The organism is Lacisediminimonas sp. (genome assembly GCF_030645335.1).
Taxonomy (GTDB): domain Bacteria; phylum Pseudomonadota; class Gammaproteobacteria; order Burkholderiales; family Burkholderiaceae_D; genus Lacisediminimonas.
Map to the genome: position 1 here is coordinate 1 of NZ_JAUSNH010000062.1, position 24,450 is coordinate 24,450.

The 24,450-nt window shown below is 61.3% G+C and carries 24 protein-coding genes and 1 pseudogene; 10 read left to right on the forward strand and 15 right to left on the reverse strand.

The window, feature by feature from the left end:
- Positions 1–1,325, forward strand: a 1,325-nt coding sequence (locus Q7T64_RS04575) for a bifunctional (p)ppGpp synthetase/guanosine-3',5'-bis(diphosphate) 3'-pyrophosphohydrolase (protein WP_304791908.1), incomplete at its 5' end; no start/stop codon positions are given.
- Here the strand turns inward: Q7T64_RS04575 and greB are convergent.
- From greB to aceA, 4 genes are all read right to left on the reverse strand, one after another.
- On the reverse strand, positions 1,322–1,885 hold the full coding sequence (greB, locus tag Q7T64_RS04580; RefSeq protein WP_304791911.1) for a transcription elongation factor GreB: 564 nt from the start codon (positions 1,883–1,885) through the stop codon (positions 1,322–1,324). The two genes, Q7T64_RS04575 and greB, sit on opposite strands and share 4 nt — an antisense overlap.
- Positions 1,882–2,802, reverse strand: a complete 921-nt coding sequence (locus tag Q7T64_RS04585; RefSeq protein WP_304791914.1) for a 23S rRNA (adenine(2030)-N(6))-methyltransferase RlmJ — start codon at positions 2,800–2,802, stop codon at positions 1,882–1,884. Before Q7T64_RS04585 ends, greB begins: the two co-directional genes overlap by 4 nt.
- Before the next feature lie 460 nt (positions 2,803–3,262).
- The gene (locus Q7T64_RS04590) at positions 3,263–3,454 is read right to left on the reverse strand and encodes a hypothetical protein (protein WP_304791917.1); all 192 of its coding nucleotides are present in this window, start codon (positions 3,452–3,454) and stop codon (positions 3,263–3,265) included.
- A gap of 356 nt (positions 3,455–3,810) precedes the next feature.
- Positions 3,811–5,139: an isocitrate lyase gene (gene aceA, locus Q7T64_RS04595; protein ID WP_304791920.1), complete on the reverse strand. Its 1,329-nt coding sequence runs from the start codon at positions 5,137–5,139 to the stop codon at positions 3,811–3,813.
- A gap of 278 nt (positions 5,140–5,417) precedes the next feature.
- Between aceA and Q7T64_RS04600 the strand changes: the two genes are divergently transcribed.
- Positions 5,418–6,497, forward strand: a complete 1,080-nt coding sequence (locus Q7T64_RS04600) for a DMT family transporter (RefSeq protein ID WP_304791923.1) — start codon at positions 5,418–5,420, stop codon at positions 6,495–6,497.
- Positions 6,498–6,551: 54 nt separating this feature from the next.
- On the opposite strand, the gene Q7T64_RS04605 is transcribed toward Q7T64_RS04600, so the two are convergent.
- The 4 genes from Q7T64_RS04605 to clpB all read right to left on the reverse strand — a co-directional run bounded on the left by Q7T64_RS04605 (position 6,552) and on the right by clpB (position 11,294).
- Positions 6,552–7,805: an MFS transporter gene (locus tag Q7T64_RS04605; RefSeq protein ID WP_304791926.1), complete on the reverse strand. Its 1,254-nt coding sequence runs from the start codon at positions 7,803–7,805 to the stop codon at positions 6,552–6,554.
- Positions 7,806–7,958: 153 nt separating this feature from the next.
- Positions 7,959–8,087 carry a hypothetical protein gene (locus Q7T64_RS04610; RefSeq protein WP_304791929.1) on the reverse strand — a complete coding sequence of 43 codons (129 nt, stop codon included), beginning with the start codon at positions 8,085–8,087 and terminating at the stop codon, positions 7,959–7,961.
- A gap of 49 nt (positions 8,088–8,136) precedes the next feature.
- Positions 8,137–8,574, reverse strand: coding sequence for a hypothetical protein (locus Q7T64_RS04615; RefSeq protein WP_304791932.1), 438 nt, complete (start codon positions 8,572–8,574; stop codon positions 8,137–8,139).
- A 131-nt stretch (positions 8,575–8,705) separates the two neighbouring features.
- The gene (gene clpB, locus Q7T64_RS04620; RefSeq protein WP_304791935.1) at positions 8,706–11,294 is read right to left on the reverse strand and encodes an ATP-dependent chaperone ClpB; all 2,589 of its coding nucleotides are present in this window, start codon (positions 11,292–11,294) and stop codon (positions 8,706–8,708) included.
- A 44-nt stretch (positions 11,295–11,338) separates the two neighbouring features.
- Here clpB and Q7T64_RS04625 point away from each other — a divergent pair, with 44 nt between their 5' ends.
- Entirely contained in the window at positions 11,339–11,923 is a 585-nt protein-coding gene (locus Q7T64_RS04625) for a hypothetical protein (protein ID WP_304791938.1), read from the forward strand.
- Between the two features lie 73 nt (positions 11,924–11,996).
- Here Q7T64_RS04625 and crcB read toward each other — a convergent pair whose 3' ends face one another.
- Genes crcB through Q7T64_RS04660 form a run of 7 tightly spaced genes read right to left on the reverse strand, consistent with a single transcriptional unit; the run spans position 11,997 to position 18,456 of the window.
- Complete coding sequence (crcB, locus tag Q7T64_RS04630) at positions 11,997–12,368, reverse strand: fluoride efflux transporter CrcB (RefSeq protein WP_304791941.1); 372 nt, start codon at positions 12,366–12,368, stop codon at positions 11,997–11,999.
- On the reverse strand, positions 12,365–12,823 hold the full coding sequence (moaE, locus tag Q7T64_RS04635; RefSeq protein ID WP_304791944.1) for a molybdopterin synthase catalytic subunit MoaE: 459 nt from the start codon (positions 12,821–12,823) through the stop codon (positions 12,365–12,367). Before moaE ends, crcB begins: the two co-directional genes overlap by 4 nt.
- 9 nt (positions 12,824–12,832) lie before the next feature.
- Positions 12,833–13,090 (reverse strand): molybdopterin converting factor subunit 1, encoded by a 258-nt coding sequence (gene moaD, locus Q7T64_RS04640; protein ID WP_304791947.1) that lies wholly within the window; start codon positions 13,088–13,090, stop codon positions 12,833–12,835.
- A 55-nt stretch (positions 13,091–13,145) separates the two neighbouring features.
- Entirely contained in the window at positions 13,146–14,393 is a 1,248-nt protein-coding gene (gene glp, locus Q7T64_RS04645) for a gephyrin-like molybdotransferase Glp (protein WP_370653252.1), read from the reverse strand.
- 14 nt (positions 14,394–14,407) lie between these two features.
- A complete protein-coding gene (gene thrC / locus Q7T64_RS04650; protein ID WP_304791954.1) occupies positions 14,408–15,868 on the reverse strand; it encodes a threonine synthase in 1,461 nt (486 codons plus the stop codon).
- A 20-nt stretch (positions 15,869–15,888) separates the two neighbouring features.
- Positions 15,889–17,199 (reverse strand): homoserine dehydrogenase, encoded by a 1,311-nt coding sequence (locus tag Q7T64_RS04655; RefSeq protein ID WP_304791957.1) that lies wholly within the window; start codon positions 17,197–17,199, stop codon positions 15,889–15,891.
- 27 nt (positions 17,200–17,226) lie between these two features.
- Complete coding sequence (locus Q7T64_RS04660) at positions 17,227–18,456, reverse strand: pyridoxal phosphate-dependent aminotransferase (protein WP_304791960.1); 1,230 nt, start codon at positions 18,454–18,456, stop codon at positions 17,227–17,229.
- 251 nt (positions 18,457–18,707) lie between these two features.
- On the opposite strand from Q7T64_RS04660, the gene Q7T64_RS04665 reads away from it, so the two are divergent.
- From Q7T64_RS04665 to Q7T64_RS04695, 7 genes and pseudogenes are all read left to right on the forward strand, one after another.
- Complete coding sequence (locus Q7T64_RS04665) at positions 18,708–19,091, forward strand: Mth938-like domain-containing protein (protein WP_304791963.1); 384 nt, start codon at positions 18,708–18,710, stop codon at positions 19,089–19,091.
- On the forward strand, positions 19,088–20,767 hold the full coding sequence (locus Q7T64_RS04670) for a glycosyltransferase family 39 protein (RefSeq protein WP_304791965.1): 1,680 nt from the start codon (positions 19,088–19,090) through the stop codon (positions 20,765–20,767). The genes Q7T64_RS04665 and Q7T64_RS04670 overlap by 4 nt, the downstream gene beginning before the upstream one ends.
- A complete protein-coding gene (locus Q7T64_RS04675) occupies positions 20,764–21,135 on the forward strand; it encodes an EamA family transporter (RefSeq protein ID WP_304791968.1) in 372 nt (123 codons plus the stop codon). Before Q7T64_RS04670 ends, Q7T64_RS04675 begins: the two co-directional genes overlap by 4 nt.
- A gap of 95 nt (positions 21,136–21,230) precedes the next feature.
- Positions 21,231–22,352, forward strand: coding sequence for a DegT/DnrJ/EryC1/StrS aminotransferase family protein (locus Q7T64_RS04680; RefSeq protein ID WP_304791977.1), 1,122 nt, complete (start codon positions 21,231–21,233; stop codon positions 22,350–22,352).
- Between the two features lie 13 nt (positions 22,353–22,365).
- Positions 22,366–23,346, forward strand: a complete 981-nt coding sequence (locus Q7T64_RS04685) for a glycosyltransferase (protein ID WP_304791971.1) — start codon at positions 22,366–22,368, stop codon at positions 23,344–23,346.
- Complete coding sequence (locus Q7T64_RS04690) at positions 23,346–24,257, forward strand: formyltransferase (RefSeq protein WP_304791974.1); 912 nt, start codon at positions 23,346–23,348, stop codon at positions 24,255–24,257. The genes Q7T64_RS04685 and Q7T64_RS04690 overlap by 1 nt, the downstream gene beginning before the upstream one ends.
- A gap of 81 nt (positions 24,258–24,338) precedes the next feature.
- A pseudogene (locus tag Q7T64_RS04695) lies at positions 24,339–24,450 on the forward strand (bifunctional UDP-4-keto-pentose/UDP-xylose synthase); the annotation flags it as partial.

Here is a 24,450-nt window from a genome sequence, read left to right on the forward strand (position 1 = left end):
TGGCGCTGGGCACGCTGCATGCGCTCTACAAGCCGATGCCGGGCAAGTTCAAGGATTACATCGCCATCCCCAAGCTCAATGGCTACCAGTCGCTGCACACCACGCTGATCGGTCCGTATGGCACGCCGGTCGAATTCCAGGTCCGCACCCAGGAAATGCACCGGGTGGCGGAGTCCGGCGTGGCCGCGCACTGGCTGTACAAGAATGAAGATGGCGAAACCAGCGACATGCAGCAGCGCACCCATGCCTGGTTGCAGTCCCTGCTCGACATCCAGAAGCAAACCGGCGATTCGGCCGAATTCCTCGAACACGTCAAGGTCGACCTGTTTCCGGACTCGGTGTACGTCTTTACGCCGAAGTCCACCATCATTGCGCTGCCGCGCGGCGCCACCGCGCTCGACTTCGCCTACACGATCCACACCGCCATTGGCGACCAGGCCATCGGCGCGCGCATCAATCATGAACACGCACCGCTGCGCACCGAACTGCGCAACGGCGACATCGTCGAGATCGTCACCTCATCGACCTCGCGTCCCAGCCCCACCTGGCTGACTTTCGTGCGTACCGGCAAGGCGCGTTCGGCAATTCGCCATCACTTGCGCACCATCAACCTGCCGGAGTCGATCGAACTGGGTCAGGAATTGCTGGCGCAGGCGCTGCGCGCCCTCAACCTGAGCCCGTCGATCCCGGATGCGCTGGCAGAACGGCTACTGAATGAATCCAGCGCAAAATCGCTGGACGAGCTGCATGCCGACATCGGCGTGGGCAAGCGCATGGCGGCGCTGGTGGCGCGCCATATCTTCGGCCTGTCGGAAAATGGCCTGTCTGCCGTGCCCGGCACCGACCTCGACGGCAGGCTGCTGCCCAACCGCCTGGAACCGGTCATCATTGCCGGCAACGAAGGCGCAGCCGTCCAGCTTGCCCCCTGTTGCCTGCCGATTCCCGGCGACAAGATGCTGGGCCACCTGCGGCGCGACCAGGGATTGACGGTGCATGCATCCGATTGCGAAATCGCCAAGCGTCAGCGCTCGAAAGAACCTGAGCAATGGACCGAAGTGAAATGGGCAAGCGACCTGAACCGGCGCTTCGACTGCCGCATCAAGGTATTGGTCAAGAATGAAAAAGGCGTGCTGGCCCGGGTGGCGGCCGAGATCGGCGAAGCCGACGCCAACATCATTTTCGTGGGCATGGACGAAGACCGTGACCAGAAAATGACCCAGTTGCGCTTTACCGTCCAGGTAGAGGATCGGGTGCACCTGGCGCGCCTGATGCGCAACATCCGCCAGGTGCCGTCGGTCGCCCGCATCGTCCGCGAACGGGCTTAGGCCGGCCCCGGTGCGGGGTAATTCACCGCCATGATTTCCAGCTCCTCCGGACCGGCCGGCGTTTGCAGCGTCACCAGGTCGCCGACACGCGATTTCGTGAGCGCGCGCGCCACCGGTGAAATCCAGCTGATCTTGCCATTGAGCGGATCGATTTCATCAATCCCCACGATGGTCACGACATGTTGTTCGCCATTGCGCGTGACATAGCTGACCGTCGCGCCAAAAAACGCCTGGTCATTGCCATGATGGATGCTGGGGTCGACCACTTCAGCCAGGTCCATGCGCTTGGTGAGGAAACGTATGCGGCGGTCAATCTCGCGCAGGCGGCGCTTGCCGTAGATGTAGTCGCCATTTTCCGAGCGGTCGCCGTTGGACGCGGCCCAGTGCACGATCCTGACCACTTCGGGCCGATCGACATCGATGAGCTGGAACAGCTCTGCGCGAATGCGCTGATAGCCGGCTGGCGTAATGTAGTTGCGGGTGCCCGCGGGGATTTCCGGCAGTGGTTCACCACTGTCGTCGTCTTCATCGTCGCTTTCTTTTACAAAGGCCTTGTTCATGCCTGTGTTGGCAATGCCCGGCCGCGGCGCGCACCGACTCCGGTCACGGGCGCGCCCGACTCCAGCACGAAATTCGCGCCGGGACCGGCAGTCAGCAGCGTGGTCAGCGTGGGCATCAGTTCGCGCAACTCGGCTTCCAGCGTCCACGGCGGATTGATGATGAACATGCCGCTGCCGGTCAGGCCAAAGCCGTCCGGCGACGCCTCACTGATCGACAGGGTGACATTGAGCCAGTCCTTGCCCGGCATGCGCTTCAAGCGCTCCGGCAACTGGCGCGCCTCCATGCGTTGCAACAGCGGATACCAGATTGCATAAGTGCCGGTCGGAAAACGTCCAAGCGCATCGTCGAGCACGTCCTTTACCCGCCGGTAGTCCATTTTGTCTTCGTAGGGCGGATCGATCAGGATCAGGCCGCGCCGCGATGGTGGCGGCAGCAGTGCCTTGAGGGCAGTGAAACCATCCTCGCGTTCCACCATCACCCGTTTGCCGCGGCCGCCGGCCGGCGCATGCGCATCGAGCTTGCGCATGTTTTCAACCAGAACCTTGCTTTCGTTATGATGCAATTCGAACAAGCGCAGGCGATCCAGCGGGCGCAACAATTTGGCCGCAATGAACGGCGAACCGGGATAAGAACGCAACTGGTCACCGGTGTTGTAGCCACGCACGGCCTCGACATAACGGGCCAGCGGAGCCGGCAGGTCCTTGCGGCCCCACAACCGGCTGATGCCGGACTGGTATTCGGCGTTGCGGCTGGCCTGCGGGCTGCCGAGCGAATAAATGCCGCCGCCGGCATGGGTATCCACAAACATCACCGCGCCGTCCTTCTGGACCATGTAATCCAGCAACTGCGTCAGGACCAGGTGCTTGAGTACGTCGGCATGGTTCCCGGCGTGAAATGCGTGGCGGTAGCTGAACATCGTTTTCCTTGGATATGCGCCACGAGGTGCCGTTGAAGCGACCGGATTTCCTGGATGGCTCGATCTATGTCGCGACGCGGGATGCCGTGTGAGGACCCTCAATGACCGGATGCACCGGTGACGCGATGGCTTGCTGCGGGCTGCTGCCGTGCCGGGCTGGGCCAAAAGCCTGCCTCCCTGCACGCCGCGCGACAAGACGCAATAAAGCATGATTGTAACAAGTGCGCGGCAGGCGATGGGCCAGCGGTCCGAATTAATCGAGTAGTCAAGGTTTGCGATGCGACTTTCACCCGCAGGAGTGCGCCCATGCTGGGCGCACCAAAAAAAAGCGCCAGTGAACAGAATCACTGGCGCACCGGTAAAGCGCTGGCGCGCATCACCTTGGGTCGGGCAGTTTCAGTCAGCGTAGATGCCGCCTTCCTGGCAACCGGCGCCCACTTGTCGGACCCGGATGCATCGCCTAATTCTGCGCAACCGGTTCTGTACCAAGTCCGGCAACGCGTTCGATCACAACCGGGTCTTTAGTGGCATCTGTCGCGCCACTCATGTCCTGTTTGGCGGGATCGTCGTAGTCAGTGCAAGAAGCAAGAAGCATTGCTGTCGCTGCGGCAAGTGCCAGTCGGCTCCAAGGGCGGGTGTGGATGGGTTGCATAAGCTATCTCCTGAGTAAATTACTGAAAGCGGATGGCGTCCCCGCAAGCGGGTCAGCAATAGAAGTCCGCGCTCCGGGACGATCCTGTTGTCCTTCGGCACGGCCACATTTAAATGGAAAGGCAGCTTGCCGCGCATGATGTGGATCAAACCTGCACCATCCTGTGGGCGCCGGGCGGTTCAAGTCCTTGAGCTCAAGACTGCCGCGGTACACCGCCGGTCGAAGTAGCCGATAGTCGCTACAGTTTTCAGAAGTGGGGCGCACATGAAAAAAAAGCCGCACCCTTTCGAGTGCGGCTTTCGTCCTGCCCAACGCGGTGTCTCCTCCGCCCGGCTAGCTGGTTCCGCTGCGGCGGATCAGGCAGCCTTTCTTTCGCTGCTGTCGGCTGCGTCGTGCGCTGTGCCGTCAAAGAATTGCTCGTCCTCGGTCGAGCCATGCAATGCCGTGGTCGACGATTGCCCCTGCTGCACCGCCTGCGACACCGCGTCGAAATAGCCGGTACCGACCTCGCGCTGGTGCTTGACGGCCGTGAAACCCTTGTCGGCCGCGGCGAATTCGGCTTCCTGCATTTCGACGAAGGCGGTCATGTTCTGGCGGGCGTAGCCATAGGCCAGGTTGAACATCGAGTAGTTCAGCGAATGGAAGCCGGCCAGCGTGATGAACTGGAACTTGTAACCCATTGCGCCGAGTTCGCGCTGGAATTTCGCAATCGTTGCGTCGTCCAGGTTCTTTTTCCAGTTGAACGACGGTGAGCAGTTATAGGCCAGCATCTTGCCCGGGAATTTTGCATGGACAGCGTCGGCGAATGCCTTGGCAAAAGCCAGGTCCGGTTTGCCGGTCTCGCACCACACCAGGTCCACATAGGGGCAATAGGCGATGGCGCGGGCCACAGCCGCATCGAGGCCCGGCTTGACCCGGAAAAAGCCTTCCACGGTACGCTCCCCGGTGCAGAACTGGCGGTCAATCGGATCGACGTCGGACGTCAACAGGTCGGCCGCTTCGGCATCGGTACGGGCAATCACAAGGGTTGGCGTACCCATCACATCGGCGGCCAGCCGCGCGGCATTGAGCTTGTCGACCGCCTCGCGGGTCGGCACCAGCACCTTGCCACCCATGTGGCCGCATTTCTTCACCGAAGCCAGTTGGTCTTCAAAGTGGACGCCAGCCGCGCCGGCGTCAATCATTGCCTTCATCAGTTCGAAGGCGTTCAGCACACCGCCGAAACCGGCCTCGGCATCGGCCACGATGGGCGCGAAATAATCGATATCGCCACGGCCCTCGGACCACTGGATCTGGTCAGCGCGCTGGAATGTGTTGTTGATGCGCTTGACGACTTGCGGCACCGAATTGACCGGATACAACGACTGGTCGGGATACATTTCACCGGCCGAGTTGGCGTCGCCGGCGACTTGCCATCCGGACAGATAGATCGCCTTCAGGCCCGCCTTCACCTGCTGCATGGCCTGGTTGCCCGTCAGCGCACCAAGGGTGGCAACGAAAGGCTCGTCGCGCAGCAGCTCCCACAGCTTGTCGGCGCCGCGATGGGCCAGCGTGTGCTCGATCCTCACCGAGCCGCGCAGCTTGACCACGTCCTCTGCCGTGTAATTGCGCTTGATGCCTGCCCAGCGCGGGTTCTCTGCCCAGTCGGTTTCCAATGCGCGGATCTGCTCTTGTCGTGTGCTCATGTCGTATCTCCTGAAGGTGAATGAAATTGGGTGTTTCAAGTGCCGGCCTGTTGACACCATGTTAGCCCTGCTATTGCATGGCACCATACTCTTATATAAGACATCTTTAAAAATTCTTTATCTTTTAAAACAATAACTTGGCAACCGTTTTTCTTTATATGAAATGCTTTTTCTTCATTCGGTAATCGATCATAATGCTATGCAGTGATGATTTTCCGCATTATGAGAGTGCGAGGGGCATCTGTGAAATCCAGGCCCGATTGGTGCATGCTGTAGGCATGATGAAAGTAATGATGTCGAGGACACCGCCTGCAGTTGGCTATGCCTTGCTCGCGGCCGCGCTGTTCGGCGCCAGCGCACCGCTGGCCAAAATCGTGCTGGGCGATGCGTCGCCGGTGCTGATCGCCGGCCTGCTCTACCTGGGAAGCGGGATAGGGCTGGCCGTCTGGATTGCCGTGCGGCGATTGCTATTGCGGCATGAGCCGCTGCGGGCGATTGCCAGGGCCGACCTGCCCTGGCTGGGCGGGGCAGTCGTGGCGGGCGGCATGGCTGGGCCGGTGCTGCTGATGTCGGGCCTGGCGATCACCGATGCGGCCAGTGCGTCGCTGCTGCTCAACATGGAATCGGTGCTGACGGCCTTATTGGCCTGGTTCGTGTTCCGCGAGCACTTCAACCGCCGCATTTTCATTGGGATGCTGCTCATCGTTGCCGCCGGTGGCCTGCTGGCGTGGGCCCCCGCCGCCAGCACAGGCGCTCCGGTGCTGCACACCGGCGCACTGCTGATCATCGCGGCGTGCCTGTGCTGGGCGCTGGACAACAACCTGACCCGAAAAATTTCCGGCAACGATGCTGTGCAGATCGCTGCGATCAAGGGCCTGGTTGCTGGTTCGGTGAATGTGGCGATTGCGCTATGGACCGGCGCCGCCTGGCCGCAGGCGGGCATCGTGCTGTCGACTGCGGCAATCGGCCTGGCCGGCTATGGGGTGAGCCTGGTGATGTTCGTGCTGGCATTGCGCGCGCTGGGCACGGCGCGCACCGGCGCTTATTTCGCGAGCGCGCCGTTCGTCGGCGCGGCGCTGTCACTGCTGATATTCGGTGGAACACCTTCGCTGCAGTTCTGGCTGGCGGGCGCGCTGATGGCCGTGGGACTGTGGCTGCACCTGACCGAGCGCCATGCCCACCGGCACCGGCACCAGCCGCTGGACCATACGCATGCGCATGTCCATGATGAACACCACCAGCACACGCATGATTTCGATTGGGATGGCCAGGAGCCGCACACGCACAGGCATCACCATGACCCGCTGCTGCATGATCATCCGCATTATCCGGACTTGCATCACCGGCACCGGCACTGATGCCGCTGGCCGCCGCACCGGCACGAAGCCGCTAGTGCGCTTGCCGGCACAGCGTCAAGCTGTTGCGCGCTCAGCGCTGGCCGCCGTCCTGCCGCCGACACCGAGCGCCGTCACCACCGCCAGCATCTGGAATATGCCGATGACCACGAACACACTGGCCGGACTACCCAAGTCCATCAAGAAGCCGAAACTCAGCGGCCCCAGTGCAAAGCCCACATCCAGTCCGGAATAGACGACGCCATAGACGCGCCCGGTGGCGTTCTTGGGCGCCGCCGCGCGTATCAGCAAGTCGCGCGATGGTGCGCTCAGGCCCGCGCCGAAGCCAACCACCGCCATCAGCAGCGGCACCATCCACAGTGCGGCAAGACCGCTGGCAATGACCAGCGAGAACGCACCGGACACCCCCAGTGTCACGGCAATTGTCCGCTCATGGCGCGACCTGCCGGATGCAATGAAACCGCCCAGCACGGTGCCTGCGGCAGACGCCAGCATGTAGGCGGTGAACCCGGTGGTCGCGGTGGCCAGGGACATGCCGAACAGTTCGCGCAATGCCGGAATAGAAAAGGTCTTGACGCCCGAAATGGCGACGGCAATCACAAAGAAAAAGCCAAAGCACAGCCACACGCCCCGCTCGCGCATGAAGCCGGCGCCAGCGCCGGCAACGGACTTGGCGCCCATGCCGCCCGACGCTTTGGCCGATGCCACGGCATCGCTTTCGGCCTGGGTTTGCAGGTGGTCACGAAAAACCAGCAGCAAGGCCAGCACACCCAGCGGCAAGACAGCGGCGCAGGCGAAAGCGACGCGCCAGTCGGTGGCCAGTGCAATGGGCACCAGCAGCGCCGGCGCCAGCGCCCAGCCAAGCGTGCCCGCTATGCTGTGCGTTGAAAACGCATGGCCGAGGCGCTCCACCGATACCCGCTTGTTGAGCAGGGTCAGGTCGGCCGGATGGAATACGCCATTGCCAAGTCCGGCCAGGACTGCACCGGCCATCAGCACCGCGTAGTGATGGGCGCTGGCCAGCACCAGCGCCGACAGGCCCAGCAATGCCAGTCCGACGTACAGGACAATGCGCGCACCGAATCGGTCGACCACGAAGCCGGCAAAGAATTGCACCACGCTCGATACGATGAAGAACACCGTCACCAGCAACCCCAGCTCGACATACGAGGCATTGAAGGCATCCTTGAGCCACGGGAACAGGGACGGCAGCAACAGATGGAAGAAATGTGACGTGGTATGGGCGGCTGCAACGAGGCCAATGACATTGGCGTCCTGCCGGATGCTGCTCGCGGGTAAGGATGCGGACATGGTTTCTTCTTGTCTGGTGTGCGGCGCAAGCGGATGTTCAAACCCGTTTGCGGTCGGGGAAGTTCAAGTCAGTACAGCGAAAGCTTTGCGCAATCGAAAAAAAAGGCAGCGCATGCGCTGCCCATCATTTTGCCCGAAAAGCAACTTGTTCGATTAACGCATCAGAATAATGGCGCCAACGCCAATAATCATTGCTACCGCAACGACAGCAGCAGATGCATCGACGAGTATCCGAAATGCACGCTCTTCATCCTTCAGGAATTCCTTGATCGCACGTGACATGTTTGCACCTCCATTCCATTTTCCAGATTGAATTTCACTCTAACCCAATTCAATTTTCCGGCAAAGCGTAATGCACAAGGCTATAGAGAAAGGCTGTTGACAAGGTGACGAAGCCGGTCACGACCAACAGACGGTAATGCCGTATCCATCCGGTAAAACAGTCCAGGCGTTTGGCTTGCGCGACGGGATGAAGCGTGCCAAGCATGGCCAGGAATGCTGAAACGGCAAGACATAGCGTCAGCACCGCCATCACGACACCGGCCCAATCCGGCGTCGTTGCGCGCTTCCCCAACAAATGACTGAGCAGGTCGTAAGCACCAGACGCAGCAAACCCCATCCCGACCCAACCCAGCTGGCCATCCTGAACCGCGCGGATCGGATTGGTACGGGACGACGAATCCGGATTCAGGTCAGCAAGCTTTGCCAATAACAGGAAAAACAAGGGAAGCGTTGCCGGAATCACGATGTTCACAAAAAACCACCCCATTCCATCCCCACATCGTTGATGTTCGCGAAATTGTAACTTGATAAATTCGGCAATTTCACCTTTTTTGCGGGCGCGTAAAAAAAAAGGGAGACCATCTGGCCTCCCTGTCCGGCTAACGCCCTTGAAGCGGCTTACACCCCTTTTTCAAACGCCAGTTCGCTGCCCTGCACGTCGATGCTGACGATATCCTTCGGCCCGAACTTGCCCTGCAAAATTGCCTTGGACAGCGGGTTTTCGATCTGTTGCTGGATCGCGCGCTTGAGCGGACGCGCACCATATACCGGATCGAATCCTGCCTCGGCAATCTTTTGCAATGCGGCGTTGGATATCTGCAAGCCGATTTCCATGTTGGCCAGGCGCTTTTCCAGCACGCCCAACTGGATCTTCGCGATGGCGCCGATCTGCTTTTCGTCAAGCGCGTGGAACACCACGATCTCGTCGATGCGGTTGATGAACTCCGGCCGGAAATGCCCGCGCACTTCGGCCATCACCGCCAGCTTGACCAGGCCCGGTTCGCTGTCTTCCATCGACTGGATCCTGTGCGAACCCAGGTTCGAGGTCATCACGATCACGGTATTCTTGAAGTCCACCGTGCGGCCCTGTCCATCGGTCATGCGACCGTCGTCCAGCACTTGCAGCAACACGTTGAACACATCCGGATGGGCCTTTTCGATTTCGTCGAGCAAGATCACGCTGTATGGCTTGCGGCGCACGGCTTCGGTCAGGTAGCCGCCTTCTTCATAGCCGACATAACCCGGCGGCGCACCGATCATGCGCGCCACCGAATGTTTCTCCATGAATTCGCTCATGTCGATCCGGATCATGGCTTCTTCGGTATCGAACAGGAACGAGGCCAGCGCCTTGCACAGCTCGGTCTTGCCCACACCGGTGGGGCCAAGGAACATGAAGGAACCGTATGGCCGGTTAGGGTCGCCGAGTCCGGCGCGCGAACGACGGATCGCGTCCGACACCGCAGCGATCGCTTCATCCTGGCCGACCACGCGCTGATGCAACTGGTCTTCCATCTGTATCAGCTTGTCGCGTTCGCCCTGCATCATCTTCGATACCGGAATGCCGGTTGCGCGCGACACCACTTCGGCAATCTCTTCGGCGCCGACCTGGGTGCGCAACAGCCTCGGCTTGGCCGTGGTGGCCAGCTTTTCGGTACTGTCGGCATGCTTTAGCTGATTCTCCAGCTCAGGCAGGCGACCGTACTGCAGCTCCGACATTTTCTGCCAGTCGCCGCGGCGGCGCGCCTCGTCCATCTCCTGCCGGATCTTTTCGATTTCTTCCTTGATGGCCTGGGTGCCTTGCACCATCGACTTTTCGGCTTTCCAGACTTCTTCCAGGTCCGCATACTCGCGTTCCAGGCGACCGATCTCTTCTTCCAGCAGACCATGCCGCTTCTGCGACGCTTCGTCGGTCTCTTTCTTGACCGCTTCGCGCTCGATCTTGAGCTGGATCAGGCGCCGGTCGAGCCGATCCATGACTTCCGGCTTGGAGTCGATCTCGATCTTGATCTTCGATGCGGCCTCGTCGATCAGGTCGATCGCCTTGTCCGGCAGGAAGCGATCCGTAATATAGCGATGCGACAGCTCGGCGGCGGCGACGATGGCCGGGTCGGTGATTTCAACACCATGGTGCACTTCGTATTTTTCCTGCAGGCCGCGCAGGATGGCGATGGTCGCCTCCACGCTCGGCTCGCCGACGATGATTTTCTGGAAGCGACGCTCCAGTGCGGCGTCCTTCTCGACATACTTGCGGTACTCGTCGAGCGTGGTCGCGCCGATGCAATGCAGCTCGCCGCGCGCCAGTGCCGGCTTCAGCATGTTGCCGGCATCCATCGATCCTTCCGCCTTGCCGGCGCCGACCATGGTGTGCAATTCGTCGATGAACACAATGGTCTGGCCCTCGTCCTGCGCCAATTCCTTCAACACCGACTTCAGCCGCTCTTCAAATTCGCCGCGATACTTGGCGCCGGCCACCAGCGAGGCCATGTCCAGCGACAACACGCGCTTGTTCTTCAGGCTTTCGGGCACCTCGCCGTTGACAATGCGCTGTGCCAGGCCTTCGACAATCGCCGTCTTGCCCACACCGGGCTCGCCGATCAGCACCGGATTGTTCTTGGTCCTGCGCTGCAATACCTGGATCGCACGACGAATTTCATCGTCGCGCCCGATCACCGGGTCGAGCTTGCCATTGCGGGCCCGTTCGGTCAGGTCCACCGTATATTTCTTCAGGGATTCGCGCTGGCCTTCTGCCTCGGCGGAATTGACCTTGGTTCCGCCACGCACGGCATCGATCGCGGTTTCCAGCGATTTACGGGTCAGGCCTTGCTCGCGCGCAGCACGGCCGGCGTCGGATTTGTCGTCGGCCAGGCCTAGCAGCACCATTTCGCTTGCAATGAACTGGTCGCCGCGCTTTTGGGCTTCCTTGTCCGCCAGGTTCAGCAGGTTCAACAAATCGCGTCCGATCTGGACCTGGCCGCCGGTGCCCGTCACCTTGGGCAGGCGCTCGGTCGCCATTTTCAGGTCGGACTGCAGGCCGCCGACATTGACACCGGCGCGCTGCAACAATGAACGTGCGCCGCCATCGTCCTGGCTCAACAGCGCCGTCAGCAGGTGCGCTGGCTCTATGTATTGGTTATCATTGCCCACAGCCTGGCTCTGGGCATCCGCCAGCGCCTCTTGTAGTTTTGTTGTGAATTTATCAATGCGCATCGTGCACTCCAAAAAGGATTCGTCTTCCCTGAATCTATGGGTGCATGACCACAATTCAAGAAAGGATTTATCCCGGCAACGGGCAGCCCATGGAACTGCATCAACTTCAAGTCGCTTATAACCAGGAACAGGACCGCCTGGTCATGCGCGCGACCTTTCGCAATGAGCAAAAAGCCTTGCACGAGGTACGCGCCTGGTTGACGCGACGTATCCTGATCAGGCTGTGGCCCGGCATCCTGCGCGCCCTGGAAACCAAGATCACGCTGGAACAGCCGCAGGCGCAACATGCCAAGCGCGAGATCGTTGGCATGGCGCATGAAGCGTCGATCAACGACAACGTCCGGCGCGGCGGCTTTGCCGCCAAGTTTGAAGAAACGGCGCAGGAATATCCCTTGGGCACCGACCCCTTGCTGGTGACGACCGCCAATTTCCACCTCAAGGCAAACCAGCCGGTCCGCATTGAATTCATTGACGTGGCCGGCAAGCGTTTCGAGATTGCCTTCTCGGATCGGGTGCTGCATGGATTCTGCAAGCTGCTGCAGGATGCCGCCAGCAAGGCGCAATGGGAAGTCAGCCTGGCAATGCCGGGCATGACAGACGTGCAGCCGGCTTCGACGACGCTAAACTGAATGAACCGGGGAAGAAAGGCCAGGCCGCCCAAGGCGTCACCGCCGACAGCAGGACGATGCTGGCGGGATTGATTCAGGCCAGGGCCCGGTAGGTCGCATAGCCCGCGATACAGAACAGGATGGAGCCGAGCAGATGCAGCGCCGAATGGCCGAACATCCACAGGTACTGCCCGCGCTGCAGCAGCAACATGGCTTCTGCCGAGAAGGTCGAGAAGGTGGTCAGGCCACCGAGCAGGCCGGTGACCAGGAACAGCCGCCAGGTTTCCGGCAAGGCCGGATAGGACTCGAACAGGCCGACGGCCAACCCGATCAGGTAGCCACCCACCAGGTTTGCCACCAGCGTACCGAGCGGAAAAGTCAGGAACACCGTATTCAATCGCAAGCCCAGGTGCCAGCGGCACCATGCGCCAATGGTCGCACCGAGTCCGACGGCGAGCCAGGTCACTGGCTGGCCTGCCATTTCTTCAGCGCCGTATCATCGCTGACCCGTGCATCGACCCAGCGCGACCCGTCCGGGGTCTGCTCTTTTTTCCAGAACGGCGCATCGGTCTTCAGGTAGTCGATGATGAACTCGCAGGCCGCAAATGCCTCGCCCCGATGCGGCGACGTCACCGCCACCAGCACGATCTGGTCGAGCGGCATCAGCGGGCCAACCCGGTGGATCACCAACGCGTCGCACACGGGCCAGCGGGCCTTGGCCTGGACAATAATGTCTTCCAGCGCCTTTTCGGTCATGCCTGGGTAATGCTCCAGTTCCATCGCCGCCACGCTGGAGCCGTCGTTCATGTCGCGCACGGTGCCGACGAAGCTGACGATGGCGCCGATCCCCGGCTGGTCCGCGCGCAGCATCGCCACTTCGTGGCTGAGGTCAAAATCCTGTTGCTGGACGCGCACTGGCATGGCCGCTCCCTAACCGCCGGTCACGGGCGGGAAAAACGCCACTTCGCAGCCGGGTGTGACAGGGGTCGATTCGTCGCTCATTTGCTGGTTGTAAGCCATGCGCAGCGCGCGCCCTTGCGCCAGCGCCTCTGCCCATGCGCCGCCGCGCGCCTGCAAGTGTTGCCGCACGTCGCCGATGGTTTGCACGCCGGCAGGCAGCTCGACCGACTCCTGCGCGGTGTTCAAGGCCTCGCGCACACTGGCAAAAAATCGGAGTTGTATCTGCATGGCGTGGTCGTTCCGTAATCAGTGATCGGTCATCAGTCGTGGATAAAGCAATGCATCAGTAAAGCAATCCATCAAACGGCAGGAAGCGCACCTGGTCGCCTTGCGCGATGGTGGCGCCAGCCGGATTGTCGACCAGGCCGTCGCCCCAGACCGTGCTGGTGAGCACACCCGAACTCTGGTTCGGGAACAGGTCGAGTCCGCCGGCGGCATTGATCCGCGCCCGCAGGAATTCATTGCGGCGATCGGCCTTGGGCCATGCGAAGTCGGCGCGCATGGTGACGGCACGCGGGGCGCACCGGATGTCGCCCTGCAAGCGCAGGATGAAGGGCCGCACGAACAGCATGAAGGTGACCAGGCTCGATACCGGATTGCCGGGCAGCCCCAGGAACCAGGCCGCGCCGCTGCCATTGGCGTCGCCCGCCGTGCCAGCTTGCCGCCGGCTCACTTCGCCGAACGCCAGCGGTTTGCCGGGCTTCACAGCAATCTGCCACATGTTGAGCTTACCCTCGGCTTCGACTGCCGGTTTGATATGGTCTTCCTCGCCGACCGATACACCGCCAGAGGTGATGATCAGGTCATTGTCCTGCGCCGCGCGGCGCAGCGTGTCACGGGTCGCTTCCAGCGTGTCGGGCACGATGCCGTAGTCGGCGATTTCGCAACCGAAATTTTCCAGCAAGGCGCGCAGGGAGAAGCGATTGGAGTTGTAGATGGCGCCCGGCTTGAGTTCTTCGCCCGGCATGGCCAGCTCGTCACCGGTGAAAAACACGGCGACCCGCAAGCGGCGCACCACAGGCAGGCTGGCCAGTCCGACTGACGCCGCCAGCCCCATTTCCTGGGCCCGCATGCGGGTGCCGGCTGGCAGGATGACGCTGCCGGCACGGATGTCTTCGCCAGCCCGTCGCACCCATTCGCCGCTCACCGGCGCATGACGGACAGTGACGCGGTCGCCGCCCGGGTCCTTGTGCAGTTCGCACATTTCCTGCATCACGACCGCATCCGCCCCGGGCGGGATCATGGCGCCGGTGAAGATGCGCGCGGCCGTTCCGGGCGCAAGCAGGGTGCCGACCTGCCCTGCCGGTATGCGCTGGCTGACAGCCAGCGTGACCTCGGGCAATTTGCAGTCGGCAGCACGCACGGCATAACCGTCCATCGACGTGTTGTCCATCGGCGGCACGTTGATCAGGGACGTCTGGTCGGCGGCCAGCACGCGGCCGTTTGCCGCCAGCGTGTCGATCACTTCGGTTCCGGTCAACGGCTTGGCTGCGGCCAGCAGGAAATCCAGCGCCTCCTGCACGCTCAGCATGGGATTGGGCTTGTTCATAGTCCCGTATGCTCGGCAATCATTTGCTTGACCTGCGCGGCATCGACCGGCATCACGGTAAACCGCTGCGGCAGGGACTCGATGTTTTCGAAGCCGGCCGGACGATCCGCATCGTGCCCGAGCGCCTCACGGATGGTTTCATTGAACTTGGCAGGCAATGCCGTTTCCAGCACGATCATCGGCACGCCGGGCACGGCGCATTCGCGCGCCACCTTGACGCCGTCTGCGGTGTGGGTATCGATCATCACGCCGCAATTGGCGTGGACGTCGCGGATCGTCGCCAGCCGGTCCTGGTGCACCGATTTGCCGGACAGGAAACCGAAGTCGCCGACTTTGCGATGCTCGTCGCCATCGCTGCCTGCACGCCCGGACAGGTCAAAGCCGCCCTCATGCTCGACCTTGCGGAACAGCGCGCGCAGCCGGGTCGCATCACGATCCAGCAAGTCGAAAATGAAGCGCTCGAAATTGGATGCCTTGCTGATGTCCATGCTCGGGCTGCTGGTGTGCCAGGTCTCTGCCGACTTGCGCACACGGTAGACGCCGGTACGGAAAAATTCGTCCAGCACATCGTTTTCGTTGGTGGCGGCGACCAGCCGGTCGATCGGCAGGCCCATCATGCGCGCAATGTGACCGGCGCAGATATTGCCGAAATTGCCGGACGGTACGGTGAACGACACTTTCTGGTCATTGCTGGTAGTGGCCGCCAGGTAACCGCGGAAATAATAGACCACCTGCGCCACCACCCGCGCCCAGTTGATCGAGTTGACGGTGCCGATCTTCTGGCGCGCCTTGAATGCGTGGTCGTTGGACACTGCCTTGACGATGTCCTGGCAATCGTCGAACACGCCTTCGACGGCGATATTGAAAATATTCTGGTCTTGCAGGCTGAACATCTGGGCGCGCTGGAACGCACTCATCTTGTTGTGCGGCGACAGCATGAAAACCCGTATCCCCTTCTTGCCGCGCATGGCGTATTCGGCCGCACTGCCGGTGTCGCCCGAGGTTGCGCCCAGGATATTGAGCTCTGCATGCTGCTTGGTCAGGATGTATTCGAACAGGTTGCCCAACAACTGCATCGCCATGTCCTTGAATGCCAGCGTCGGCCCGTTCGACAGCGACTGCAGCAGGATGGTGGCGCCGCCAAGGCTTTCGAGCTTGCGCAGCGGTGTGATCTGCGTGGCGTCATCGCCCGGCCGGGCGTTGCAATACACCGCCGGCGTGTAAGTCATTGCGGTCAGCGCGCGCAGGTCCTGCTCGGGAATGTCGGTAGCAAACTTGCGCAGGATTTCGAACGCCAGTTCGGCATAGGACAAGGTGCGCCAGGCATCGAGTTCAGCGCCACTGACCTGCGGATAGTGCTCGGGCAAGTACAGGCCGCCATCCGGCGCGAGTCCGCCCAGCAGGATTTCGGAGAAGGATTGCGGCGCCGCCTGTCCGCGGGTCGAGAGGTATTTCATCGTCAGTGCAGGGCAATCAATCAGCTCAGTTGTTCAAGGCGGATACGGGTTACTTTTCCCGATACCGCCGACAGTGCTTCCATGCGCGCAATCGCGGCGTCGATATGCTTCTCCTGCGTCTGGTGCGTCAGCAGGATGATGTCGGCCTGGGTTTCGCCCTCGGCCGGTTCCTTTTGCAGCATGGCGTCGATCGAAATGCCGGCGTCCGCCAGGATACGGGTCAGGTCGGCCAGCACGCCCACCTGGTCGGCGACTTTCAGGCGCAGGTAATAACTGGTCGTGATTTCCGACATTGGCAGGATCGGCGTGTCGGCCATCGCGTCCGGCTGGAAAGCCAGGTACGGTACCCGGTGACCGGGATCGGCACTCGCCAGGCGAGCAATATCCACCAGATCTGCGATCACGGCCGACGCCGTCGGTTCCGAACCGGCGCCCTTGCCGTAATACAAGGTGGCGCCGACGGCATCACCTTGCACCAGCACGGCATTCATTGCGCCTTCGACATTTGCCAGCAGGCGCCGGGCCGGGATCAGCGTCGGATGTACCCGCAACTCGATGCCGCGATCGGTGCGGCGGGTAATGCCCAGCAACTTGATGCGATACCCGAGCTGCTCCGCATAAGCAATGTCGACCGCATCCAGTGCGTCGATGCCTTCCACGTACGCCTTGTCGAATTGCACCGGCGTGCCGAATGCAATCGCCGACATGATCGTCACCTTGTGCGCAGCGTCAATACCCTTGATGTCGAAAGTCGGATCGGCTTCGGCATAGCCCAATTGCTGCGCCTGCTTCAGCACAGTGGCGAAATCGAGGCCCTTGTCGCGCATTTCGGACAGGATGAAATTGGTGGTGCCGTTGATGATGCCGGCGATCCATTCGATGCGGTTGGCTGTCAGCCCTTCACGCAGCGCCTTGATGATAGGGATGCCGCCGGCAACCGCCGCTTCGAAGGCGACGATGACGCCCTTTTCCTGCGCCGCCTTGAAAATCTCGGTGCCGTGGATGGCCAGCAACGCCTTGTTTGCCGTGACCACATGCTTGCCGTTGGCAATCGCCTTCATCACCAGCTCACGCGCTATGCCATAGCCCCCGATCAGCTCGATCACGATGTCGATGTCGGGATTGGTGACCACCAGGTTGGCGTCGGTCACGATTTCGCACTGGGAGCCGACGACCTGGCGGGCGCGCTCCACATTCAGGTCGGCCACCATGGCGATTTCGATGCCACGTCCGGCCCGGCGCCGGATCTCTTCCTGGTTGCGCTTCAATACGTCGAAAGTACCGCCACCGACGGTGCCGATGCCCAGCAAGCCTACTTTGATTGGTTTCATTTGATTGTCAGATCGGATGGAGCAGTGTCAGGCAGTGCCGTGACGCCGGCGATAACGGTCGAGGAAGCGGGCAATGCGCCCGATCGCCAGCGACAGGTCGTCAACATTGGGAAGGAACACCAGCCGGAAATGATCGGTGGTGGGGCAATTGAATCCGGTGCCCTGGACGATCAGCACCCGTTCCTCGGCCAGCAGCTCATAGGCAAATTGCTGGTCGTCTTCGATCGGATAGAGCTTCGGGTCCAGCCGCGGGAACATGTACAGCGCCGATTTCGGCTTGACGCAGCTCACGCCGGGAATTTCGGTCAGCAGCCGGTGCGCAAGGTCGCGCTGCCGGGTCAGCCGGCCGGTCGGTGAAATCAGGTCGTTGATGGTCTGGTATCCACCGAGCGCGGTCTGGATCGCGTATTGGCCCGGCGCATTGGCGCACAGGCGCATCGACGCCAGCATGTTCAGGCCTTCGATATAGTCCTTGGCATGGCGCTTCTCCCCGGACACCACCATCCAGCCGGACCGATAGCCACAGGAACGGTAATTCTTTGACAAGCCGTTCAGGGTGATGAACAACACATCGTCGGCCAGCGACGCGATCGAATCATGGGTATTGCCGTCGTACAGGACCTTGTCGTAAATCTCGTCGGCAAACACCACCAGCTGGTGCTGGCGCGCCAGGTCGACGATTTGCTGCAGCAACTCGACCGGATACAGCGCACCGGTCGGGTTGTTCGGATTGATCACGACAATCGCCTTGGTATTGCTGGTGATTTTTTTCTTGATGTCGTCGATGTCGGGATACCAGTCGGCCTGCTCGTCGCACACGTAATGCACGGGCTTTCCGCCCGACAGGCTGACGGCTGCCGTCCACAACGGATAGTCCGGCGCCGGCACCAGCACTTCATCGCCGGTATTGAGCAGCGCGTTCATGCTCATCACGATCAGCTCTGAAGCGCCGTTGCCGAGGTAGATGTCATCAATGGTCACGCCGGCAATGTTTTTTTCCTGCGTGTATTGCATGATCGCCTTGCGCGGCGCGAACATGCCCTTGGAATCGGTGTAACCCGACGCATTGCCCATGTTGCGAATCATGTCCTGCACGATTTCTTCAGGCGCTTCGAAGCCGAACACGGCGAGGTTGCCGATGTTGAGCTTGATGATCTTGTGGCCTTCTTCCTCCATCTGCCGGGCCTTTTCAAGCACCGGTCCTCGGATGTCGTAGCAGACGTCGGCAAGCTTCTTGGATTTCTGGATGGGACGCACGGGGTGTTACCTCAGTGATGGCGCGCGTGATTGGCGCACGTCGAACGTCAGCGCTTTGTTGCGGCGCGATAAGCCCACCATTGTGCCGAATGCGATGGCTTTTATCAATCGGTAAGCGCCCCCGCAGAGTGGAAAAGGTACAATGCCGGGTGTTTTCCGGAAGCCGCGCCGCCGCTTGCGGTCCGTGCTTTCGCCACGGGCCGGCTGACCGGTCCGCCTCGCTGATCCTGCCGATCCAACCAAGCATCGCCATGAAGCTACACGCCAACGATACCCAGAAATACCAGACCGTCACCGCCTACGATGAGAGCGGCGTCGAGATCAACGCCGTGCGTTTCGAGCACAACCTTGTGGTCCTGCCGGAAACCCCGCCCCTGCCCTGGCCGGTCGAGTCGTTCGAGAAACTCACGCCGGCCGACTTTGCGATGGTGCAGGCGTTCGAGCCGCAGGTCGTGATCCTGGGCACCGGCAACAAGCAGCGCTTCATCCACCCACGTCTGATAGCAGGCCTTACCGCCGTGCATGTCGGTGTCGAGTGCATGGACAACCAGGCCGCCTGCAGGACCTACAACATCCTGATGGCCGAAGGACGCAAAGTCGCACTGGCCCTGTTGCTGGGGAACAATCCGACATGATGTCCGAATTTCCGTCAAAGCGACTCGGCTGGACATTGCTGCTGCTGTTTATCGTCACCTGGTTTGTCATGCTGGGCACGCGCACGCTGGTGCCGACCGACGAGGGGCGCTACGCCGAAATGGCGCGTGAAATGCTGGCCACCAACGATTGGGTCACGCCCCGCCTGAACGCCACCAAGTACTTCTACAAGCCGCCGCTGCAAAACTGGATGAATGCCCTCACCTTCGCCGCCTTCGGGCTGGGCGAATGGCAGGCGCGGCTGTGGACTGGCCTGTGCGGATTGCTCGGCATCGGCCTGGTCGCCTACACCGGCCGGCGCCTGGTCAGCGTGCGCACCGGGTTTTATGCCGGCGTCATCCTCGCTTCCTCGTTCTTCTGGGCTGCACTGTCACATGTCAACACGCTCGACATGGGCCTGGCCGGCATGATGACGATTTCCCTTTGCGCCTTGTTGCTGGCACAACGCGACGAGGCCGGGCCCAGGGAGCAACGCAACTGGATGCTGCTGTGCTGGGCCGGCATGGCATTGGCGGTGATGTCGAAGGGACTGATCGGCATCGTGCTGCCGGGCGCCGTACTGGTCATTTACACGCTCGTACAGCGTGATTTCCGGCTCTGGACCCGCTTGCATCTGGTCGCCGGGCTGCTGGTATTCCTGCTGATCACGGCGCCGTGGTTCATCCTGGTATCGCTGCAGAATCCCGAATTCCCGCATTTCTTTTTCATCCAGGAGCACTTGCAACGCTTCACCAGCAAGATCCATAACCGAGCCGGCCCCTGGTACTACTTCATCCCGATCCTGGCGCTGGGCATCCTGCCGTGGCTGGGCATCCTGTTCCAGGCCCTGTACGACGGCTGGCGTCAACCGGCAGACGGCCGCTTCCATGCCAGGCGCCTGCTACTGATCTGGGCAGTGCTGATTTTTGTATTTTTCAGCGTCTCCAGCTCCAAGCTGCCGTCCTACATCATCCCGATCTTCCCGGCGATGGCGCTGCTGATCGCCGCTTACCTGGATCGGGTTGGCGTGCGTCCGGTCATGCTCGCTGCCGGCCTGGTACTGGCGTTCTGCCTGGTCGGCCTGCCCTTCGTGCCGCGCATTCCCGACATGGCCAGCGTCGAATGGGAGCGGCCCTTGTATGAGGGCTATGCCTGGTGGGTGGGCGGCAGCGCCATCCTCGGTGCGGCCGGCAGTTTCTATGCGCTGATGCTGGCGCGCTCTCGCAATCATCATGCGGTGCTGGCGCTGGCCGTCACCGGATTCGTCGTCGGCCAGTTGGTCATGCTTGGCCACCAGCCGCTGGGCCACTATGCTTCGGGCGCCGCGCACGTACCGGCGCTGCAGGCAGAACTCGCCCCGGATACGAAGTTGTACATTGTCGGGAAATACGAGCAAGCCTTGCCCTTCTACCTGCAGCGCACGATGACCATGGTCGAATTTGCCGACGAAATGGCATTCGGCGTGCGCCAGGAACCCCATCTGTGGATACCGACCCGCGCCGAATTCGCACAGCGCTGGCGCGCCGCCCACGCAGCCAACAAGAAGGAAGTCGCGATCATGTCACTCGGCGTCTACGCAGCCATGCAGCAACAACAGTTGCCCATGCGCGTCATCAGCGAGGATCCGCGTCGCGTGATCGTCACCAATCAACTGGTCAAGACCGACAAGCAACCATGACACTGCCCACTTTCGGCTTCATTTTCGTCGGCATCTGCCTGAATGCGATCGCCCAGTTGCTGCTCAAGGCAGGGACCAACGCCGTCGGCGCGATTCACCTCACGGCTGGCAACTGGTTCTCCACCGGCGTCAAGCTGGCCACCCAATTGCCGATCATTGCCGGCCTGACCTGCTATGTGATTTCGGTGGTGGTCTGGATCATCGGCCTGTCGCGGGTCGACGTCACGATCGCCTATCCGCTGCTGTCGCTGGGCTATATCATCAATGCGGTCGGCGCCTGGTACTTCCTGGGTGAAGTCGTCTCTGCCCAGCGCATGCTGGCGATCGGCGTCATCATCGTCGGCGTTTTCCTGCTGACCCGCAGTTGAAGAGTAGCCCACGGCCTGTCGCCGCATGCAAGCAGATCGATCGCCAGAACCGACCGGCAAAGCGCCGGTCTGTCCAAACCACAACACCCATGACCATGACCCTGCCCTTCCTGCCCTTTGCCAAACCCACGATTGATGAAGACACCATTGCCGATGTCGTAGCGGTACTGCGTTCGGGATGGATTACCAGCGGACCCAAGGTGCAGGCATTCGAAGCGGCACTGTCGGCGTATTTTGGCGGGCGTCCGGTGCGTACCTTCAATTCCGGCACCTGCACGATGGAAATCGCGCTGCGCGTGGCGGGCATCGGCCCGGGCGATGAAGTCATCACCACGCCGATCAGCTGGGTTGCGACCGCCAACGTGATCCTGGAAGTCGGGGCCACGCCGGTATTCGCCGACATCGATCCGGTCACCCGCAACATCGACCTCGACAAGGTCGAGGCCGCGATCACGCCGCGCACACGCGCGATCATCCCGGTCTACCTGGCTGGCCTGCCGGTCGACATGGACCGGCTTTACCGGATTGCTGAAAAACACAATCTGCGCATCGTCGAAGACGCGGCCCAGGCCATCGGCTCGACCTGGGGCGGAAAGCGGATAGGTTCGTTCGGCGACCTGGTCTCGTTCAGCTTCCAGGCCAACAAGAACATCACCTCGTCCGAAGGCGGGTGCATGGTGTTCAATAACGAAGACGAAGCGCGGCTGGCGGAAAAGTACCGGCTGCAAGGCGTGACCCGCAATGGCATGGACGGCATCGATGTCGATGTGCTGGGCGGCAAATTCAACATGACCGATGTAGCGGCCGCGATTGGCCTGGGCCAGTTTGCCCATCTCGATGCCGTGACCAGCCGCAGGAAAGAACTGGCGGCGCGCTACTTCGCGCTGTTCGGACCCGACTTCGAACGTATCAGCGGCGCGCAGTTGCCGCCAGCAGACCAGGGCCAGACCAACTGGCACATGTTCCAGTTAGTGCTGCCGCAACGGATAAAACGCGCCGATTTCATGTCAATGATGATGGAGAAGAAGATCGGTATCGGTTATCACTACCCGGCAATCCATTTGTTCACCTTGTATCGGGAGCTGGGCTATCGCGAAGGCCTGTGCCCGATCGGCGAGCGGGTCGGACGCCAGATCGTGTCGCTGCCGATGTTTGCAACAATGCAAGACAGCGATGTGGACCGGACCGTCGACGCGGTAAAATCGCTCCTTCAGTGAAATCGGCACACTCATGAAACCCGAAATATCCGTCGTCATTCCGGTCTACAACGAAGAGGCGGGCCTGTCCAGGCTATTCGACCGGCTCTATCCGGCGCTCGACGCCCTCAACGTCCAGTACGAAGTCATCTTCGTCAATGACGGCAGTCGCGATCGTTCGCCGCAGATCCTGTCCGAGCAGTTCCGGCGCCGGCCCGATGTCACCCGCGTCGTGCTGTTCAACGGCAACTTCGGCCAGCACATGGCCATCCTGGCCGGTTTCGAGCAGACCCGCGGCGAGATTGTCATCACCCTCGATGCCGACCTGCAAAATCCGCCGGAAGAGATCCATCTCCTGATCGCCAAGATGCGTGAAGGCTACGATTATGTCGGCTCGATCCGCCGTGAGCGCCAGGACTCGGCCTGGCGTACCTACGCCTCCAAGCTGATGAACCGGCTGCGCGAGCGCATCACCCATATCAAGATGACCGACCAGGGCAACATGCTGCGCGCCTATGGGCGCGGCGTGATCGACCTGATCAACCAATGCCAGGAAGTCAACACTTTCATCCCGGCGCTGGCCTATACCTTCGCCCGCAACCCGACCGAGATCGTGGTCGAGCATGAAGAACGCGCCGCCGGCGAATCAAAATATTCGCTGTACAGCCTGTTGCGCCTGAACTTCGACCTGATCACCGGTTTTTCGCTGATGCCCTTGCAGTTTTTCTCGCTGATCGGCATGGCGCTGTCCTTCGTCTCCGCTGCGCTGTTCATACTGCTGGTGATACGCCGCTTCATCGTCGGCGCTGAAGTCCAGGGCGTGTTCACGCTGTTTGCCATCAATTTCTTCCTGATGGGCGTGATCCTGTTCGGCATCGGACTAGTCGGTGAATACGTTGGCCGCATCTACATGCAAGTGCGCGGGCGTCCGCGCTATGTGGTCCAGGCAGTGCTGCAACAGTCTGCCGAGCCGGTTGCCAGCGCACCGCGCACGGCACTGGAGCGCCAGTCCTGATGCGCTCCGTTGTCTTCGCGTATCACACCGTTGGCGTGCGTTGCCTGAAGGTGCTGCTGGCGCGTGGCGTCGATGTGGCGCTGGTGGTCACCCACCAGGACAATCCGGCTGAAACGATCTGGTTCGAATCGGTTGCTTCCCTGTGTGAAGAACAGGGCCTGCCCGTTGTCACGCCCGATAGCCCGGCCGACCCGGCGCTGCGGCAACGCATCGCGCAGATCGCCCCGGACTTCATCTTCAGTTTTTACTACCGGCACATGATTCCGGTGGACTTGCTGGCGCTGGCCAAGTCCGGTGCATACAACATGCACGGCTCGCTGCTGCCAAAATATCGCGGCCGCGTGCCGGTCAACTGGGCCGTGCTGAACGGCGAAACCCAAACCGGCGCGACACTGCATGAAATGACCGCCAAGCCGGACGCCGGCGCCATCCTGGGGCAGATAGCGGTACCGATCCTGCCGGACGACACCGCATTCGAGGTATTTGGCAAGTGCGCGGTCGCCGCCGAGCAAACCTTGTGGCAGGTGCTGCCACTGCTGCTTGCCGGTCGCGCGCCGCGCCTGGCAAACGACCTGGCCCAGGGCAGCTACTTCGGTGGCCGCAAGCCGGAAGATGGCAGGATTGACTGGCAACAACCAGCCGCCGTCGTGTATAACTTGCACCGGGCCGTCGCGCCGCCCTACCCTGGCGCATTCACCACGCTGCACGGCCACACTTATGTGATCGGCCGCGCCAGGCTGGCGCGCACGCAACTGCCTGATTTGCCGCCCGGCTTGGCTGTAGTGGATAATTCAATTTTCGGTCAGTGCGGCGACGGTCGCGCGCTGCTGATCCAGCAACTGCTGGAAAATGGCGCGCCGGTGCCGGCATCGGCGCTGGCTGCGGTGCTGAAAGCGCTGCCGGGTCGCTGATCGCTGCCCGAGCTTGAAGCGGGCGACGGCAAACCGCATGACCACGACAAGAATAACCAACATCATTACCACTCCCTCGATATGAAAAAAGTCCTCATCCTCGGCGTCAACGGCTTCATCGGCCACCACCTGTCAAAGCGCATCCTCGATACCACCGACTGGCATGTGTACGGCATGGACATGATGACCGACC

Bases quoted from the DNA above. Each gene is read 5' to 3' on its own strand.
- greB (WP_304791911.1), bottom strand. From the start codon at position 1,885: ATGAACAAGGCCTTTGTAAAAGAAAGCGACGATGAAGACGACGACAGT.
- Q7T64_RS04585 (WP_304791914.1), bottom strand. From the start codon at position 2,802: ATGTTCAGCTACCGCCACGCATTTCACGCCGGGAACCATGCCGACGTA.
- Q7T64_RS04590 (WP_304791917.1), bottom strand. From the start codon at position 3,454: ATGCAACCCATCCACACCCGCCCTTGGAGCCGACTGGCACTTGCCGCA.
- aceA (WP_304791920.1), bottom strand. From the start codon at position 5,139: ATGAGCACACGACAAGAGCAGATCCGCGCATTGGAAACCGACTGGGCA.
- Q7T64_RS04600 (WP_304791923.1), top strand. From the start codon at position 5,418: ATGATGAAAGTAATGATGTCGAGGACACCGCCTGCAGTTGGCTATGCC.
- Q7T64_RS04605 (WP_304791926.1), bottom strand. From the start codon at position 7,805: ATGTCCGCATCCTTACCCGCGAGCAGCATCCGGCAGGACGCCAATGTC.
- Q7T64_RS04610 (WP_304791929.1), bottom strand. From the start codon at position 8,087: ATGTCACGTGCGATCAAGGAATTCCTGAAGGATGAAGAGCGTGCATTT.
- Q7T64_RS04615 (WP_304791932.1), bottom strand. From the start codon at position 8,574: ATGGGGTGGTTTTTTGTGAACATCGTGATTCCGGCAACGCTTCCCTTG.
- clpB (WP_304791935.1), bottom strand. From the start codon at position 11,294: ATGCGCATTGATAAATTCACAACAAAACTACAAGAGGCGCTGGCGGAT.
- Q7T64_RS04625 (WP_304791938.1), top strand. From the start codon at position 11,339: ATGACCACAATTCAAGAAAGGATTTATCCCGGCAACGGGCAGCCCATG.
- moaE (WP_304791944.1), bottom strand. From the start codon at position 12,823: ATGCCAGTGCGCGTCCAGCAACAGGATTTTGACCTCAGCCACGAAGTG.
- moaD (WP_304791947.1), bottom strand. From the start codon at position 13,090: ATGCAGATACAACTCCGATTTTTTGCCAGTGTGCGCGAGGCCTTGAAC.
- glp (WP_370653252.1), bottom strand. From the start codon at position 14,393: ATGCTGAGCGTGCAGGAGGCGCTGGATTTCCTGCTGGCCGCAGCCAAG.
- thrC (WP_304791954.1), bottom strand. From the start codon at position 15,868: ATGAAATACCTCTCGACCCGCGGACAGGCGGCGCCGCAATCCTTCTCC.
- Q7T64_RS04655 (WP_304791957.1), bottom strand. From the start codon at position 17,199: ATGAAACCAATCAAAGTAGGCTTGCTGGGCATCGGCACCGTCGGTGGC.
- Q7T64_RS04665 (WP_304791963.1), top strand. From the start codon at position 18,708: ATGAAGCTACACGCCAACGATACCCAGAAATACCAGACCGTCACCGCC.
- Q7T64_RS04670 (WP_304791965.1), top strand. From the start codon at position 19,088: ATGATGTCCGAATTTCCGTCAAAGCGACTCGGCTGGACATTGCTGCTG.
- Q7T64_RS04675 (WP_304791968.1), top strand. From the start codon at position 20,764: ATGACACTGCCCACTTTCGGCTTCATTTTCGTCGGCATCTGCCTGAAT.
- Q7T64_RS04680 (WP_304791977.1), top strand. From the start codon at position 21,231: ATGACCCTGCCCTTCCTGCCCTTTGCCAAACCCACGATTGATGAAGAC.
- Q7T64_RS04685 (WP_304791971.1), top strand. From the start codon at position 22,366: ATGAAACCCGAAATATCCGTCGTCATTCCGGTCTACAACGAAGAGGCG.
- Q7T64_RS04690 (WP_304791974.1), top strand. From the start codon at position 23,346: ATGCGCTCCGTTGTCTTCGCGTATCACACCGTTGGCGTGCGTTGCCTG.